We start from the raw sequence: 16,636 nt of genomic DNA on the forward strand, positions 1-16,636 counted from the left end.
AATTCTCCTTCCGCATTACGTTCGGGCCTAGGATCCCACCTCGTTTAGGTGACCTGAAAATCAATACTGAATGACTAGCTCACGCACAAAAACAGCCGTTCCATGAATATAAATCTCCATGCCCTGCGCAGTTTTTTGCGCTTTGACTCCAACTCTTCCATCCCGCCCGATCTCCTGTCCCTGTTCGACTGTAAACTCGGCATGGGATTGTCCGGGTTGAACATAGGTCAGATAATAAGCTCCCATCACTCCGGATGCCGTTCCGGTTACAGGGTCCTCCACCGTCCCCGAATACGGAGAGGAGAAATGCCGGGCGTGCATGAATGCCGACAAATCATGGGCTTCCATACAAAACGGGTGCAGGGAGGATTTGGGATTTTCAAGCAAAATGTCGGGAAAAAGCTGACTATCCGGCCTCATGCGATCGAATGCTTCCAGGCTGCGGATCGGAATCAGCAGCGTCCACGTACCGGTGCTTCCATATACGATTGGAGCCGTCGGATCAATATCGCTTGCCCTGAGACCCATGGAAGCCGCCAGCCTGTCCATGTCGCCGTTAAACGGCAAAAAGCGAGGCTGATCCTGTTTCATTTCCATGCGCAGCGTCTCCCCGTCCTGCTCAAAACGAATCGGCAGGTTGCCCACATTGGTCTCGATGACTACCGACGTTTTGCCGTTTAACATCCCTCTCGTTTTCAAACCAAACAGCGAAGCCATCGTGGCATGGCCGCACAGATTGATCTCATGTCCTGGCGTATAATAACGCAACCGAAGATCGGCCGTATCCGAGCCCAGCACAAACACCGTCTCGTTGAAACCGACGTTGTGCGCTATAAGCTGCATTTCCGATTCGCTCAAGTGATCTGCGCCGAATACAACGCCTGCCGGATTGCCCTTGCCCGGTGTGGATGCAAAAGCATCATAGTGGTACACGGTAATTTCGCTCATGGATTAGTCCCCCACTCCATTTTTATTTGGCAGCCTGCATATAGGTCCTTACTTGCCGTGCAAAGTCAGCTGCCTCGACTTCTGTTTGAAAAGAACGTTTCGGAATAATGTGCGCGCTTGCTTTATTGATGAATATAAAATAATATGCCTTCGTTTCCTGAAAGCTTTCCAATCCCTGCCACTGCGTCGTCCCTGAAGTCATATCATTGCTCCAACGAATTTCCGACGCCGTGATTTCCAGCTGCTGGTCACCCAGAATGCCTTTGCTCTGACGAGCCAGCTTTTTGATTTTGCCCTTCGTGCGAAGATATGTATAGATATCGACAAATGCACTTAACAACAATGAAGCAATAATACTATACGTCAAGGAGCGCCCCATTTGCATAAAGATGACCGTCATAAGGATCGGTAGCGCCACCACCGCGATGAGCATGCCGATGCCGTACATTTTGAGGATCGCTGTTTTGTTCAGATGCCAGTAATCCTCTTCCGTAATATGAATCCGAATCGTATTGTCTTGTTGTTCCACGCCGACTTGCACTCCCTGTCATTCATAAATTTTGCCCATGTACAAAATCTGGGCACATCGCTTCCATGCGTTGTCCGGCTTTTCATAAAATGGCAATCCTTCGCTGGACGCTGCCCCCCATCTCGCCGCCGATTCCGCAAAAGAAGCGATATCATCGTTCTGCCATTCATCGGCTCTTCATAGCAAATCCAGGACCTGCATCAGATCGCTGCATTCGTTATCTGGGATACAATCTCCTTTTAAAGGTCTGCTGTTCCGGTTCAACCAAACGGCCCGAATACCGACGCTCTGCGCACCATACACGTCGCTGACCAAAGAATCGCCGACATGTATAACCCGCTCAGGCTGCAGTCCGTACCGGGCAAGTGCTTCTTGAAACATCTCCGGTCTTGGTTTGTAGGCACGAACGTCTTCACTCGTGATGACTCCTGCTGCGTTCAATCCGTGATGTGCCATCGATGCCATAATGTCGTCCGTATCGATATTGGACAAAATATATACCGGTAGCGGTACAGCCTCCAGGAAGGGAATCGAGTCGGCAAAAATGCCGGGACGACGCCAATGCGCCAATTGTTCGCGATTCAATTCCCGTGGTTGCAGGTCTGCTTGAAAATGCCGGAGCGTTTCCGCCAAAGACCGTACATTCAGTTCCCTTTGCGATACGAAACGGCTGCCATGGCTATCGTGGAACATTCGCGAAAAGGCCTGCCACCAATAGCTCCCGATGTCGTGCGTTGTACAGTCCACACCTGCCGCCGCCCGCACCTGCTCGTAGATCGATCGAAGAATATGATCATCTTCATGCACGACCGTGCCGTAAAAGTCCAAGAAAATGGCGTCCATTCGTTTCCTCCTCAGGAATGAAATTAGCACGCGCTTATGATGAATATGGATATGTTGGAAAAATGCCACAAAACTATCATAACCGATCTCTACCATTTTGCGAACCGCCTGAGCGGATATAAAGAAAACGCCCCGCGCCTCTGTTTCGTTCAATAAAAAAGCCGCGCCACAGGCGAGAAAATTCCACCTGAATGACGCAGCGTTATGATAAAATCGGGTATTCACCCCAAAGTAAAAATTGATCAAAAAGAAGTTATCCACATCCGAATACTCGCCAGCGCACATATACTACCTGGTTCCATCCCCTTCCGGTTTCAGGCACAGTCCGTGAATCGACTCCATCTTGCTGCGTCATCTCAATCACCTTTTTTTAGAAAATGAACGGTTTGGCGATATGTCTCCAAGTCATCCATGAACTTCAGGTTGACGGACGCCATCAACCGATCCAATTGCTCATAACCATGTAGCAAATCTTCTGCGAAGCGGATCATGTCATCTCTGGAAAAGGAAAACCTGTGGGAGTGAGGAAGTGTTTTGTCTTCAAAAGGAGCCTCTTCTGTAATCCACCTGATCCCTGTTTCCTCATGCAGCACGTCGACGTAATATCCTCCACAGCCAAAGATACCGCAAGTGCAGGTAAACATGGGATACTTCCCAGGCTTCAACAACGAGCGGAAAAATTCCGCTTGGACAAAAACTTCGTCCTCACTCAGCTTCATACCGTTAATGTACAGCCGAAGCGACCACTCCACGACAGGCTTTCGCACACGCTTATGTTTGGAAATATGGTGGAATGCCTCCTTGGTTGCCATCTGAAACTCGGCAGTTAACTTATCCATCGCTCTTAAAATTCCCCATTTGTGTCTCTCTCCCTGCGAAATATGCTATCAAAATTACGTGACGCCGTAATATTGCTTATACCCTTGCACCCACTCTTCCTTGGAAAAGTCGATGAAATCAAAAGGCTCGCATTCTTTAAGATACTGGAGTTCCTTTTTCGCCTGAGGATCGTCATGTCGCTCAAGATAGTCCACCGTTGCCTGATATCCGGCTCCACATAACAATTGAACATCGATGTAACTGGCGGCATCCTGATTTTTTCGCTTGGCTTGCCATATCATTTGCGTGTCCTTCACTTGCCCGATACAAAACAGCATAACGCACAACGTTCGCAGCAGCTCGTGATCCTCAGCCGCCATATGTTCAATCTCGCGCTTCAACAACTGACGGATCGGTTCCCGGTACGCAGGATCAGGGTCCAATCCGTACAGCTCAAGTACATCCTCTTCGTTCATCGAAGTCCCTTCCCGCTTTTTTCAGTATTTTATTTAACCGAACTCTTCATTTCAATACTCTCCGTTGTACTCCACATAATCAGTACGTTTGAACCGTGCCACGTGATATGGAAGATAGATACCATGCGAGTGAGGAGAAAGGCTTTCGATGAACGCGATGGCCGCATCCACCATATCCTCGGAAACAAACCACGATTCATCCAAAAAACCGCTCAATAGTCCCTCATGTTCTCCTTTGCATTTCAATGATAAATAGCCGTATCCCGGATCAACAAAGACCAGATTCACGATTTCATCGGCGGCAGGTTCGTTTTGACCATTATAAAATCGGACCATGATATCGTCTCCTTGACGGAAAATATCTACGTCGCATGAAAATTTTTCATAAACAAATTTCATCGTTTGATCTGCCTTCCATGCATCAAGGAGCGATACGCCTCTTCAGCAGATAAGCCGTCCTTGACCAGATTGCCTAGCGGGTCGAATACCCGTACCCTGCCCCATCTCTGATTGAGCCAGTCAGCATGCCGATCCGCTTCCCATCGTTCCTCATGCATCCAGTTTTCGTGCATCCGAGGCCGAATATGTTCAGGAACCCAACAGACCCGGAATCTCTCCAGCTTTTTGTATGAGATGTACTTTTCGATCCTTTTCCCATACTTGGACATGCCATATACCAATGCGCTTTCTGCCATGCCGTGATGAAATAAAATGTATACCTTGGCCCCTACTCGAAGCCGGTTATCCGTAATGACATTTGCGATGACCGCATACATAAAAAACTCACCTCTGTTTCGCTGACGAACTTCATCGAGTCTCAACACGAATCCAGCTTATTCCCCTTCATTCCGGCTCCCCGACTTGAGCGATAAATGAACTGCACCCCCATTGTTCAAACAATGCTCTAAGCGAATCGGCCGTATCCTGAATAAACGTATCCATTTCCGCCATCGAGATTACAGTCAAATCTGTATCAGGCTCTTGCGAGGCATCATTCAGGAAATCCAGCTTAGCTTCCCGGTATGGATAAATTTCCTCTTCCCCCAAACCTGCCAATGCATAAGCTTTGCCTTCGCTGAGCCGATCCAACCATTGACGGGCATCAGGGCGGTTGCGCAGCAGCATGAACTCCAGCTTCGCCACATCCTGGTTATATACTCTTCTGCCATCGGGATGCGTTTCATAAGGAGGGTAGATATCAAACGTCCATACACGGTCCGTGTACACATGGGCGATGTATCCGCGTAAGTAATCCATAAAAGCCGGATCAGAGATCGCCCGTTGTCTGTTAAGCTCAAGGAAATCTCCCAGTTCCTCATCGGTCGCAAACCTGCCTGCTTCAATCATCAGGTGGGTTTTGGCTTTTTCGGACCGATCATTACTTCTGGTATGTATGGCGTCAGGAGCAAGGCTCCCGAGCAAAAACTCGGGAGACGGATTGGGCTCGATCGCAGCAGCAATCGCAAAATGAACCATGGGCCATGGCATCTGGCATTACTCCATTCTTTTTTATTTTGGAAAGAGGGCACATCCATAAGGGAGGGGATGCAGACACTGCGAGGACAGCCGGGATTTACTCGTCGGCATTGCAGATGATGCAGCCCAAGCAGGACAAATATACGCCATGAGCCGCGCACATGGGATATCCATCGGGGATGGTTCCTTCGTCCTCGTCATCATCCAACGCACTCCACTCCAGGTAATGCCGGGCATCCACATCTTCTTCCTCAAAGGCTTCGATCATCCGGCGAAAATGTTCAAAACGGCTAAGCACCCATTCTTCATTCGGTTCGTAATCCAACAAGGACCATCGTGTTCGAGCGATGACCCCATCAATGACGGATAACAAAAAGATCTTGCTCTCTTCAACGTCTTCGGGCAGCCACGGCATCTCCTCAAGATCGAAACCTACCGTCCCCCTGCCCAAAACGTTCTGGTCCCTCTGGGCAAGCCAAATGACAAATTGTTTGTCCCGGTCGGTTGAAGCTAGCGACGATCCGCTTAGTGCAAGCAATTCCATGAAAACCTGCATCGACGTATTGGACATGCGCAGGGACTCCAATTGGTTTTCCAATCGTTCAGGCACCGATATTTGATTCATTTCTTTGTGCCCTAGACTCGCGCCAGATAATCGACAACCGGATACGAAATCACGTTTCGATCCCGATACACAGAAGCTACCGCATCCGTATGTGTGCTGAGAATCCCGTTTTGAAGCATTACTGCCTTGAAGCCCCGTTCGAGCGCACCGTTGTATGTAAACAGAACACATTCCTCTGCAGCAAATCCGGCGATAATGACCAGTTTCACGCCTTTGCTTTCGAGCACCTGCTCCAGTTCGGTCTGCCAGAACGCATTCGAGCTCTCCTTGGTGATGATAAAATCAACGTCATGCAGATCGACTTCGGGAATGAAATGAAGCTGCTCCCGGCCGGCTTCGTCCATACCCTCCACGTCCTGCACATGAACGACAAAGTGACTGTTGGACCGAAGCTGGTCCGCCACGTGATTGATGTACTCGCAAGCGTGGTCAATCGTTTGTTGATCCAGCTTGTTCCTTACGACCGTTTCCTGCATGTCTACTATAACCAAAGCTATACTCAATATATCGACTCCTATCGTGGTTCAACCCTCTCCCCAAAACGATTCAATCAATTGCTTCAGATGCCGCTCTGTTTCTTCTGTATCCCATTGTTCAGAAAAGTGATATTCATGACTGTAATGATAGGCATCTTTCAAGTCGGACCGATCAATGATATCGTTTTCGAGTTCAGGAGGAACTTCATCATAATATGAAAATTGTACCATGAAATCGCTGTCATTTCGTATTTTATTATTGAAATAAGATCGGGTGGAAGCTTCCATGCCGCTCACGATCTGGTATAGTTGCCCCGGCATAAGGAGTCGCAGCGCTACATCTGCAACAACAGCGCCTCCTCCCGTCATTTCCACATATTCTATATTGCGTGCATTGATGCGTTCCAGTACATCGTTCACTTGTAAAATGTGCTTCTCTTCAACGGGAAACCTGACCTTCATCCATGGTTCGAGTACAACGGGCGACGCCTGATTGTAGGCTTCCCGGAACCCAAGAAATCCGGCGATTTTGTAAGCCATCATGCTCGCATCCGTGCTGTTGTAGGAACCGTTGAGCAGGCGTACGCGGATGTCCACAATGGGAAAGCGTCCTAGAATTCCACGGTGCATGATGCTCTGAATACCTTCGTCAATCGCCGGAATATATATTGCCGGGATAACGTTCTCATCCTCAACCTCATTGATAAACATGTAACCCTCGCCTCTGGGCAGCGGTTCGATGGCGATCCAGCAATGGCCATAAGTATCCCTGCCGGAGCTCTGCCTGATAAAGCGTCCTTCGGCCGTGACTGCTTCACGAATCGTCGTTTTGTACAATATTTGCGGATCTCCTACCGACAACCCCAATCCAAACCGATCTTTCAATTGTTCTGCCATTTCTCTAAGATACCATTCGCCCGGACCTGAAATAATGATCTGTTTATGATCCTCATCCGTGTACATATCAAAACTCAAGCCCTCGTCAGCCATGTTCTTTAAGGCACGGAACATACCTTCAAATTCTCCTTTGGTATCCGGTCTCGATACCGTTATGTACATGTAATTTTCAGTGTTGCTGATCTGCACTTTCTTCACTCCTCCCTCCTGTTTTAGCCTCTCGAATCTTCCCAGAATGAATCCACATAGTCACTCAGATAACGATCCTCAGACTCCTTGCCCCACTTTTCCCATTGAAAAAGATCCCGGTAATAGGCATCTGCCAAACGGGATGTCGCAATTATCGTTTCCTTCAAATCCTCTGGGACCGGATCATAATACGCCAACTCTACGGTACATTGCCCGGCACTTTTCAGGTTTTCTTGGATCTGCTCACGATACTGAAGCCACTCCCTTAAAGGAACTTCGGCTTGCAACGAAATGCTGCCATCCGCATGTTCGCTCACATTACTGTTAGGACCAAGGAGTTGTGCAGCAAGTGACAGCAGGTTGGCATTGTTGTGGGTTACCTTCATTTCAACGTTCATATACGGCTCAAGAAGAATAGGATCGGCCTGACTGTACCCATTCCTAAAACCTATAGATGCAGCAATCTTATATGAAAATACGTTTGAATCCTTTTCATGGTATGCCCCGTCATACAAACGGACTAAGACATCGACGATAGGCAAACCGCCGGTAAGTCCCCTATACATCGTGCTCTTCACACCTTCTTCAACCGCTGGAATGTACTCCTCGGGAATCACTTCATCATCTTCAATTAAATTGACAAACTCGTATCCTCCGCCTCTCGGAAGAGGCTCACACCTGAGCGAGCAAACGCCGAATTTATGTATGCCTCCGTTTTGTCTGACGTACCTTCCTTCAGATTCTACCGTTTTTCCAAGCGTCGTTTTATACAATACCTTGGGTTCCTGCTCCGCAACCATCACTTCCAACCCAAACTCACGCTTAAGTCGATCCATGATTTGATTGAATTGTTGCTCCCCTTGTACCGCAATGATGAACTGTTTTCGAACCTCTTCCCCGTAAACCGCAAAATTCAATCCCTCTTCTGCCAAACGTTTAAGGGCCAGCAGCATTCTTTTCAGTTCTTCCTTCGTCTTAGGCCGATCAATCGTGTAAGTCATGCATAGATCAGCCCAATGAACGGTTTTCATCATAATCCCCCTCTTTTAATCTCTGAATAATTCATCCAGCATCCGCCTCCGGTTTTCCAAAAAGCTGCGCGTGATTTGATAATGCTCTGTCTCCTCATAGTCCACCGTACAAATGCCGCTCTCGTCAAACCTCCAAATCTCCGCATCCGGATATCCGAGCAAAATCGGGGAGTGCGTGGCGATGATGAATTGGGACGTGGGTGACATGTCATGCAATATTCGCAAAAGAGACAACTGCCGGGCAGGCGACAACGCTGCCTCAGGCTCGTCCAACAGATAGATGCCTTTCGAATCGAAGCGATTCACGAACAAGCTCAAAAAAGATTCGCCATGTGACTGTTCCAGCAAAGAACGACCGCCGTATCGCTTAATTGCTCCTACATCGTCAATATGCTCGGCAAACTGATAGAACGATTCCGAACGCATGAAAAAGCCGTTAGACATTTTGGGCAGCCAGGCCAAACGTAAATAATCGCCCAGCGCCGATTCGGAGGCATGCACGTCATAGACGTTGTTCTTCCCGCCTCCGGCCGTGTTGAAGCCGCATTGGTGGGCAATGCCCTCCAGCAGCGTCGACTTGCCCGAGCCGTTCTCCCCAACGAAAAACGTGACGTTGCGTCTGAATTTCAGCCGGGTCAAATGTTTGATCGCCGGGATGGTGAACGGATATTGACGCGGCTTGTCCACGTGCTCTTTCATCAATTCCACGCTCCGCAAAAACATGGGCTCACTCCTTTTTTTGATGGGTCAGTCTATAAAGCAACCTTACCTTAAGGTTTGGCTTTCCCCGTTCGCAATGCAAACGCATAGTCTTCTCGTCCGTTCTGCAAGGCAATCCGGCTGGCTTGTTCCCAATCGTATTCGACCAGGACATGCTCCACAACCCAGTTCCCTGCTTCCTGACGATGCGCCAGAACATACTCTGCATAGGGAGTTCCGGATTCCATGACATGTGGATAAGGCTCTTCGTCCTCATAGGCGGGCAGTCCGACGCTGCCGGCATTCACCACCATTTTCCCTCCTGGTAAGTGCAGCGATTTGAACACATGGCTATGCCCGCAAAACACGACCTTCTCTGGGATCGGATCAAGCTCCTTTTCCAATCGGTCAGCATCCTTATAATGAACCCCATCGGGAGTCACCTTTTCCAGCAAATACGCATGATTCAGCCAAGGTGTCCCATGACAGAACAATAACTCTTCGTAAGACCAGGTTGCTTGGAACGTACCGATCCATGACAGCATGGTTTCATCCAGCAGCGGTCTGACGAAAGCATGGGTAAGCGATTCATGCTCTGCCTTTAGCAGCAGTTCGTCGCAATTCCCCATAATGTGAATCATATGTTCATGCCCCATCAATAGTTTTGCGGTCGCCAGCGGATCGATGGGGCCAAACAGGCTGTCTCCCAAGTTAACGACCAGATCCGCATCTCGCTTGGCAATGTCCTGCAGCACCGCCTCCAGCGCAAGATGGTTGCCATGAATATCGGATATGACAGCAATCGTTTTCATGTTTTCCCTCCTATGGAGCTGTATGTTATTCCATCATACACCACGCCAACGGAGTTTCGGGACTTATTTCGTCGCCGTAACTTCTCATGGGGATCGCTTGCCAGCATTCCTCGGGTCACGTTTCAAGTCAAAAAAGGAGCAAGCTTCACGCTTGCCCCTTTCAAGAACGGTATACGAATCTGCGCTGCGCCCAATAGCTGAACAGGAAAATGGTCACTTCCGTCAGCACCTTGGCAATGATCAGTGGAATGATCAACTGTTGGTTATAGAAATACAGCAGGCCGTAGTTCATGAACAAAACCAGAACGACGAGCGCGAAATATTTTGGCATCGATTTGCTGATCTTCGACGTTTTGCCGCCTGAGAAGACATATTTGCGGTTCATCGTATAATTGAAGATCGAGCTGCACAACCTCGCGGTCACCACCGACAGGAACAGATTGCTGGTCATGTATTGGATGAGGAACAGCAGCGCAAAATCAATCAAAGCCGATATGACGGACGAGGTGCTGAACATGAGAATCGGCAAGTAGATGCGGTACGAGTCGACGAGCGGACGAAAGTGGGACGATTTGTTGTGATCCAGATACACCGTATCAATGAACACTTCCGTGACGGGGTACCCTTCCTTGTTGGCGTTCAGCAGCATGTTCATCTCGTACTCGAAACGGTCGCCCGGAACCTCGCAGAGCCAGTCCAGCATGGAATACGGAAAACCGCGCAAACCCGTTTGCGTATCATACACCTTCGTTCCGGTCGTTAATTTGAATACACCTCTCGTCACGCTGTTGCCGAAACGGCTGCGAAGCGGGACCTTGCCCGCAAACTTCCGGCTGCCGAGCACCATGCCCGGCCCGGTTTGCTGCTGCAGCGCGTCCACGACGCGTTTGATGTCATGCGGCAAATGCTGTCCGTCGCTGTCCGCGCAGACCACGTATCCTTGCGGCCCGAATTCGCGAATGTGCCGGAAACCCGTTTTGAGCGCCCGCCCCTTGCCCAGATTGACGGGATGCGTCAGGACGGTACAGCCATAAGCTTCCGCCGTTTCGAAGATTCCCCGGTATTTCGGGCCGCTGCCGTCATCCACAATGACGATGGGACCAAGTCGGAACGTCTGGAGCTGCATGATCAGGTTGAGCAGACGGACATCCGGCTCATATGCGGGTATTAAAATCGTCATGATCATTCACTCTCCTTCAGGTACAGGATGTCGCTTACGCCGCGTTCACTGTTTTTGCCCAGCGGATTGTTTACGACTCTGCCCATGAAATACATCGTCGACGAGCCGCCGCCGTCCAGATTGTAAGCCTCGGTCGCCCCCAGATCCTTCATCGTCTGCGCCAGCTCGGCGAGCGTCATGCCCCGGCTGTCTTGCTGCCGACCGTCAACAACGACGAACACATAATGGTTCGGTGCAATCATGCCGATGGCGGTGCGTGGATTCGCATCCTGAATGGATCGGTTGCCAAAGTTTTTGTCGATCTCGACATGGCTGAAATCACTCGTAATCTCGCCGTCCTTTACCAGGATCGGCCCAAAGGACAACGTATTGGTCACTCCTTCAGCCAGCAGTTCCGAGGAGGAGACCTCCGTTTCGCTGTACGTCTTCATCGTACCGTCGCTCAGCAAAGCCATCGCGTCCCGGACCGGTTCATCCCGGTAGAGCGTGCCATTGCGAATAATGACGCCATCGTCACGAAAACCGTAATAGTCGCCGTTGATGGCAAAGATCGCATTGTTCGCTGCAGCAATGTCCGACGTATCTTCGGTAATGTTCGTTCCGAAGCTATTGTCTGCCAAAGCGGCTTGCAGGCTGCTGGCATCCTTCATCACAACGTCGGCAACATAGTAGGTAATCTGGTCCGAACCGGAGCCAGTCTGCACTTTATCAATGCTGATGTTCAGGCTGTCGCTGGAATAGTTCCAGTCATCGTAATTGGCATTGGCTTCTGCGGCAGTCGTCGTGACGTTGGTCGATGAGCTGGCCTGTGCGGTATTGTCAGCCGCAACGACGACTTCGACGTGACGGATCAAATAACGGTCCGCAAGGCTGTACACGACGGTTCCGAGGCCCAGGACCACAACCATCGAAGCCGTCAGCCAGATGCGTTTTCGTTTGCTTTTCGTGCCGGAGCGCTGCTCCCGTGGGGGATTATATGGTTTCATCATTTGGACGTTCACCTCATCAAGTTCTTTCTTAAGCACATGATAGAGCCGGTTGCTTAAATGAATCTGAAACATGTCGGCTCTGCCGAAGGGCAAAAAAAAGAAGGCCGCCCTCCCTTTATTCAGGGATAAGGCTGCCTTCATTACTTTTGATATACCTTGGAAGGAAATCATCGTTCCAATCGTTATGCTTCATTTGAAAAGAGTGCATCGTAGGCCGGACAAGGGCGTTGGGTCAAAAACTCCGTGAGCGCTTCCGGTTGCTGTACATAAATGTCTTTCAGCGATGTACCGTTATAAATGTTGCCGATGACGACCGGGTGGCATAATTCGCAGATCAGGATGTCTCCGTTGCCGTGCAAATGCAGCTGCTTCGTGCCGTCCACGCAGTTGGAGAAGTATACACCCGGCTGTTCATGTAACCCGAGCCGCTCGGCAAAGCGATCCATGCACGTGAAATACAGCGTCGTATCCTCCCGTTTGTTCGCAATCAATTCATTCACCGATTGAACTAGCGCTTCCTGCGTCGCAATCCTGTCCCAATTGCTGTGCGGCATGACGATACTGTTCTGTATTTCATGGATGCGTACGCCTAGCTCATACACCTTCTCGCTGATCGCGGCCATGTTGGATTGAGTGCCTTCGAAGAGTAAGGTCTCTAATACCGTTTCCAGTCCGGCTTCCGCACACATGCGGATGTTCTGTTCCAATCGCTCGTACATCCGCGGATGCACTCGGTAATAAGCCGCGTATTCTTCCGCATTGGTATAATTGAACGAAATATGGATGTTGGACAGCCCCGCATCGCGCAGCGCAACAATCCGTTCCTCCGTCAGCAGGCTGGCGTTGGTGTTCAGCTGCGTATCAATGCCATGCGCCCCGCAGTAAGATACGATGTCCAAACAATCCTGGTACTTCAGCGTCACCTCTCCCCCGGACAAGCGCACACGCTTCAAAGCAGGAAGTTCACGGATGATGCGTATAACCTCCTCCCCGCTGATGCATTGCCCGTCGTCCCGGTTATAGGCGCAGCAATAATCGCATTTGTAATTGCAGTTGGAGGTGACCCCGACCTCCAGTCCTTCCAAATCGTATACGCCGGGCGTTTCAAGCTCCAGCGCTTTGTACTTGTTTTTTGCAGTCATGCCATAGACCTCCCGTACATCCTGATTCGGCATTGCCGATAACCCAAAAAGTATACAGGACTCACGTACGGCCTGAATATGACATTTCCCATATGGCATACTCGTCCTCAGCTTTTCAACGCCATTGTTCAAACGAAGAAAAACCATCTCCCGGAAACGGGACATGGTTCTATTGCCATCAGAAAATATAAAACACGATACCTTTCCCCTCTGCCACGCTCTTGGCATAAAAACGCCCGATTTCGTCCAAGTTGACCTTCAGATAGTCGTAAAATTCCTGTTGTTCGTCTCCCTCCACAAGAGGGTAGATCTGCTCTTCCACCATCGTTTGAAAGTCATAACGTTCCTTCAGCTCATCTTCGGTCACCCCTTCCAGATAAACCGCTGCTTCCTTCACTTGCTCGACAAATAGATAGAACGCGCCGAAACTCCCAAAATCGAGATACTGCTCGTCCCGCAGGGGGACGACATAGCCTTGCGGCGGTTCGCCGTCATTCAACTCTTCGGTTAACCAAAAATGAATGCCTTCCCAAGACTTATCAATATCCAATTCCTCGTATTTCTGCAGATCCACGTCATTCAAAAGCAAACTGCCTTCTGCTAATTTCACGATAAACTCGTTCGGCATTGCCACATATTGTCCGATCATTCCCATGGTTTGGCCTCCTTATCCATAAAATCCACCCAGATGTATCCTGAATCCCGAAATCTCCGTGGAAAAAGACGTCAATGCTTGAGCTGGAGTATCAGGCATTTTTCCTGATGCATCCTTCATAACCGTACCCTAACTGTCACTACATCCTGACTCAAAATCCACACGAATGATGGCATAGAGCTTCAAGTCCAATCTCTGTTCTTTCACCTGCATATAGCTCCGGAGCGTACCTTCATAGGTCATGCCTGACTTCTCCATGACTCTGGCTGATCCTATATTTTCCACCATGCATTTCGCCTCAATACGCTCAAGCCCCATCTCCTCGAAGCCAAAACGGATCACCCGGCGAATAACCTCGCTCATGATGCCTTTATTCCAGTATGCAGGAGACAATACATATCCAAGCTCGGCGGTAAGCTGACTTTGATTGCAATTGACATAGTTGCAGCTGCCAATCAGATTTCCTGATCCTTTGTCCTCGATCCCCCATGGCCCCATTTTTCGCGTCTCGTACTGATTTTGGATAAAATCGATAAATCCCCGAGTATCTTCCCTGCTCTGATGCGCATCCCATGTTGTGAACTGCGAAACGACGGGAATCGAGCAATATGCGTACATATCTTCCAAATCTTCATGCGTAATCGGCCGAAGCCAGGTACGTTCCGTTTCCAGCCTCGGAAATGGATCAAAGCATTGCTCCATCGTTTTCATGAAACCGCCCCCTGATTTTGAATTACAAATCTCATGAAAAATATTCCATTCGGGATATTAGACTAATCTATAGGATTTGTTATTTTTAGGCAACTAAAAAATGAGCAGCCATAATCCCCTTCTTGATATCGCTATACTTTTGCCATGTTCTGTGCACAATTCCGGCGCCATAATGAATGTATGCATTTTGTGGGAACGGTATTGATTCGGAAGAAATAAGAGAGGAGAATGGCCTATGGCTAACCCAAAAATAAAACTGCATCCCCTGCACGACATCGCTGCGTACACGGAGGGATACGAAGTGGTATCGACCCAACTCGGCGGAGATGGCCGGATTTACGTGCTGCTGATCGACCGCATCCCCGAAAGAGAAGATGGCATGTTCGTTCCAGCCAAGCTGCGGCAATTCCGCACGTACAAAGCGTTGATCATCGGGGATTCCTGCATTCAGGAAGTGCTGCTCTGGGGACAAACGTTCAACTATCATTACTTGCAGCCTCTGGGTGAGCATTTGCTCCTGGTTGGCGCACGCTGCACGCGTTATGGGGACGGCAAGCATGATCTCAACGCCAAAGTCATCGATGCCGAAGGAATTACGGTTCGTGAATTTTTGCTGGGAGACGGCATCCAAGATGTTCAGGTGACGGAGGATGGCACGATCTGGACCGGGTACTTCGACGAGGGGGTATTCGGCAATTATGGCTGGGGTGAACCCGTTGGGGCACAAGGACTTATTGCCTGGGACGATCAAGGCAACAAACGCTTCGAAAATCAAGCAGCCGACATCGCAGATTGTTATGCCTTGAACGTCGTGAACGAACAGGAAGTTTGGTTCTACTATTACGCGGATTTCAAGCTTGGCCTGATTAGAGGCGGCACCCATCGCCCGCAGACCACGTTCATCAATCCTGGCCTGTCGGGCTCTTCCGGGTTCTGCACGGATGGTTACCACTTCCTGTTCGACGCGGGGTATGGCAAGCATGGTTTCTTCGTTTTGAAAAAACAGGATAAGCCCGGCCGTCTGACCAAAGGGCAGCGCATTTCATTTGTAAATGAAGATTCCCAACCATTGCAGGCCGCGCGGCAAAGCTTTCGCCAGCATCAATTGCTCTTAAGCGAAGGAAGCAAGCTGTACTTGACCGATGTTGGGCAATTGGCTGCAGTGCTGGACTAAGGCGTGTTCTCCTTGAAGGACAATCCGGCCTCAGCAAGCGATTGTCTGAGCTTGGGCATGGAAGAGGGGCCGATGCCGTGCAGCTTCAGGATTTCTTTTTCGGTATGGGCGGACAGTTTGTCTAAATCCGTGATTCCCTCCCCTGCCAATGCCCGTCGGGCTGGCGCAGACAACTGAGCCAGGAATCCGTCCCGGGGTTTCCGTTCCTGCTCGCAGACCGGACAGGTCGGGCAATCGCTTGTTTTGTAATACACGTGGCCCCCGGCACAGGTTCTGGCTTCGCCTTTTTCCTGAGTCATATTGCGCGAACACCCTTTCTCTTTCGTTTTATTCGTTTAGGGATAACATATACTCACAAATGGCTTGTACTATTTTTCTCGCTCACGACCCACTGATCCTGCCTTTGTTCAATGACATGCATACTTGTATGCTCTACCGGAAAAAAAGGAACCCGATTCGTCCACCGTTCTCCGGATAAATGATAGTATAACGCGTTAATGACGCCACCATGGGTGACGAGCATAACGTTGGATTGAATCTGCTGCGCTGCAAGCTTGGCGCACAGTTCATCGAATGCTCGCGTAATTCTCTCGTAAAAATGCGCCGGGGTTTCGCCGCCGGGAAAAGGGGTGTCCATCTCCAGCGTATTGAAATAGACGCCGGGATACTTGGCTTCTGCTTCCGAATGCGGTATTCCTGCCAGCAAGCCGTTATTCATTTCACGCCATGCCGGCAACAATTCGGCTTTTAACCCCACCCCTTGTTCTAGCACCCTGACCGTCTGGGCAGCACGCGTGAGGTCGCTGCTCAGCAGCGTTCGAATACAATATTGACTCGCCTGGCGCTGTACATGTTCAGCAAGCCGCTCCGATTGCCGAATACCTTCATTCGTCAAGCCCCGGCTGCTCCATCCGCCCCGGTATCCTTCCTCATCGCTCCCATGCCTGACCAAAATGATTTTCATA

General features: G+C 49.8%; 22 protein-coding genes. 1 reads left to right on the forward strand and 21 read right to left on the reverse strand.

Annotation, left to right across the window (positions count from 1 at the left end):
* Nucleotides 1-60: 60 nt before the first annotated feature.
* The 19 genes from L6H98_RS14780 to L6H98_RS14870 form a co-directional block, all read right to left on the reverse strand.
* Nucleotides 61-948, reverse strand: a complete 888-nt coding sequence (locus tag L6H98_RS14780; protein ID WP_236416158.1) for a PhzF family phenazine biosynthesis isomerase — start codon at nucleotides 946-948, stop codon at nucleotides 61-63.
* A gap of 22 nt (nucleotides 949-970) precedes the next feature.
* On the reverse strand, nucleotides 971-1,477 hold the full coding sequence (locus L6H98_RS14785) for a YcxB family protein (protein WP_236416159.1): 507 nt from the start codon (nucleotides 1,475-1,477) through the stop codon (nucleotides 971-973).
* Between the two features lie 177 nt (nucleotides 1,478-1,654).
* On the reverse strand, nucleotides 1,655-2,320 hold the full coding sequence (locus tag L6H98_RS14790) for an HAD family hydrolase (RefSeq protein WP_236416160.1): 666 nt from the start codon (nucleotides 2,318-2,320) through the stop codon (nucleotides 1,655-1,657).
* A 356-nt stretch (nucleotides 2,321-2,676) separates the two neighbouring features.
* Nucleotides 2,677-3,159, reverse strand: a complete 483-nt coding sequence (locus L6H98_RS14795; protein ID WP_236416161.1) for a hypothetical protein — start codon at nucleotides 3,157-3,159, stop codon at nucleotides 2,677-2,679.
* A gap of 54 nt (nucleotides 3,160-3,213) precedes the next feature.
* Nucleotides 3,214-3,615 (reverse strand): hypothetical protein, encoded by a 402-nt coding sequence (locus L6H98_RS14800; protein WP_236416162.1) that lies wholly within the window; start codon nucleotides 3,613-3,615, stop codon nucleotides 3,214-3,216.
* 51 nt (nucleotides 3,616-3,666) lie between these two features.
* Entirely contained in the window at nucleotides 3,667-3,951 is a 285-nt protein-coding gene (locus L6H98_RS14805; protein WP_236416163.1) for a hypothetical protein, read from the reverse strand.
* A gap of 59 nt (nucleotides 3,952-4,010) precedes the next feature.
* A complete protein-coding gene (locus L6H98_RS14810) occupies nucleotides 4,011-4,391 on the reverse strand; it encodes a hypothetical protein (protein ID WP_236416165.1) in 381 nt (126 codons plus the stop codon).
* Nucleotides 4,392-4,458: 67 nt separating this feature from the next.
* A complete protein-coding gene (locus tag L6H98_RS14815; protein WP_236416168.1) occupies nucleotides 4,459-5,103 on the reverse strand; it encodes a zinc dependent phospholipase C family protein in 645 nt (214 codons plus the stop codon).
* A gap of 85 nt (nucleotides 5,104-5,188) precedes the next feature.
* The gene (locus L6H98_RS14820; RefSeq protein WP_236416170.1) at nucleotides 5,189-5,716 is read right to left on the reverse strand and encodes a hypothetical protein; all 528 of its coding nucleotides are present in this window, start codon (nucleotides 5,714-5,716) and stop codon (nucleotides 5,189-5,191) included.
* Between the two features lie 11 nt (nucleotides 5,717-5,727).
* Entirely contained in the window at nucleotides 5,728-6,219 is a 492-nt protein-coding gene (locus L6H98_RS14825) for an isochorismatase family cysteine hydrolase (RefSeq protein ID WP_236416172.1), read from the reverse strand.
* A gap of 21 nt (nucleotides 6,220-6,240) precedes the next feature.
* Nucleotides 6,241-7,287 (reverse strand): hypothetical protein, encoded by a 1,047-nt coding sequence (locus tag L6H98_RS14830; RefSeq protein ID WP_236416175.1) that lies wholly within the window; start codon nucleotides 7,285-7,287, stop codon nucleotides 6,241-6,243.
* 14 nt (nucleotides 7,288-7,301) lie between these two features.
* Nucleotides 7,302-8,312 carry a hypothetical protein gene (locus L6H98_RS14835; RefSeq protein ID WP_236416177.1) on the reverse strand — a complete coding sequence of 337 codons (1,011 nt, stop codon included), beginning with the start codon at nucleotides 8,310-8,312 and terminating at the stop codon, nucleotides 7,302-7,304.
* 12 nt (nucleotides 8,313-8,324) lie between these two features.
* Nucleotides 8,325-9,032 carry an AAA family ATPase gene (locus L6H98_RS14840; protein ID WP_236416179.1) on the reverse strand — a complete coding sequence of 236 codons (708 nt, stop codon included), beginning with the start codon at nucleotides 9,030-9,032 and terminating at the stop codon, nucleotides 8,325-8,327.
* A 47-nt stretch (nucleotides 9,033-9,079) separates the two neighbouring features.
* Nucleotides 9,080-9,820, reverse strand: coding sequence for a metallophosphoesterase family protein (locus L6H98_RS14845; protein WP_236416182.1), 741 nt, complete (start codon nucleotides 9,818-9,820; stop codon nucleotides 9,080-9,082).
* A gap of 160 nt (nucleotides 9,821-9,980) precedes the next feature.
* Nucleotides 9,981-11,000 carry a bifunctional glycosyltransferase family 2/GtrA family protein gene (locus L6H98_RS14850; RefSeq protein WP_236416184.1) on the reverse strand — a complete coding sequence of 340 codons (1,020 nt, stop codon included), beginning with the start codon at nucleotides 10,998-11,000 and terminating at the stop codon, nucleotides 9,981-9,983.
* 2 nt (nucleotides 11,001-11,002) lie between these two features.
* Nucleotides 11,003-11,989, reverse strand: coding sequence for a phosphodiester glycosidase family protein (locus L6H98_RS14855; protein WP_236416186.1), 987 nt, complete (start codon nucleotides 11,987-11,989; stop codon nucleotides 11,003-11,005).
* Between the two features lie 182 nt (nucleotides 11,990-12,171).
* A complete protein-coding gene (locus L6H98_RS14860) occupies nucleotides 12,172-13,131 on the reverse strand; it encodes a radical SAM protein (protein ID WP_236416189.1) in 960 nt (319 codons plus the stop codon).
* 178 nt (nucleotides 13,132-13,309) lie between these two features.
* Nucleotides 13,310-13,786, reverse strand: a complete 477-nt coding sequence (locus tag L6H98_RS14865) for a YfbM family protein (RefSeq protein WP_236416192.1) — start codon at nucleotides 13,784-13,786, stop codon at nucleotides 13,310-13,312.
* Between the two features lie 129 nt (nucleotides 13,787-13,915).
* Nucleotides 13,916-14,497: a GNAT family protein gene (locus tag L6H98_RS14870; protein ID WP_236416193.1), complete on the reverse strand. Its 582-nt coding sequence runs from the start codon at nucleotides 14,495-14,497 to the stop codon at nucleotides 13,916-13,918.
* A 235-nt stretch (nucleotides 14,498-14,732) separates the two neighbouring features.
* Here L6H98_RS14870 and L6H98_RS14875 point away from each other — a divergent pair, with 235 nt between their 5' ends.
* On the forward strand, nucleotides 14,733-15,671 hold the full coding sequence (locus L6H98_RS14875) for a hypothetical protein (protein ID WP_236416196.1): 939 nt from the start codon (nucleotides 14,733-14,735) through the stop codon (nucleotides 15,669-15,671).
* Here the strand turns inward: L6H98_RS14875 and L6H98_RS14880 are convergent.
* Entirely contained in the window at nucleotides 15,668-15,970 is a 303-nt protein-coding gene (locus L6H98_RS14880) for an RNA polymerase alpha subunit C-terminal domain-containing protein (RefSeq protein ID WP_236416198.1), read from the reverse strand. The two genes, L6H98_RS14875 and L6H98_RS14880, sit on opposite strands and share 4 nt — an antisense overlap.
* A gap of 53 nt (nucleotides 15,971-16,023) precedes the next feature.
* Nucleotides 16,024-16,635: a histidine phosphatase family protein gene (locus tag L6H98_RS14885; RefSeq protein WP_236416199.1), complete on the reverse strand. Its 612-nt coding sequence runs from the start codon at nucleotides 16,633-16,635 to the stop codon at nucleotides 16,024-16,026.
* Nucleotide 16,636: the final 1 nt, after the last annotated feature.

The sequence above is a fragment of the Paenibacillus sp. JJ-223 genome (genome assembly GCF_927798175.1).
Classification (GTDB): Bacteria; Bacillota; Bacilli; order Paenibacillales; family Paenibacillaceae; genus Paenibacillus; species Paenibacillus hubeiensis.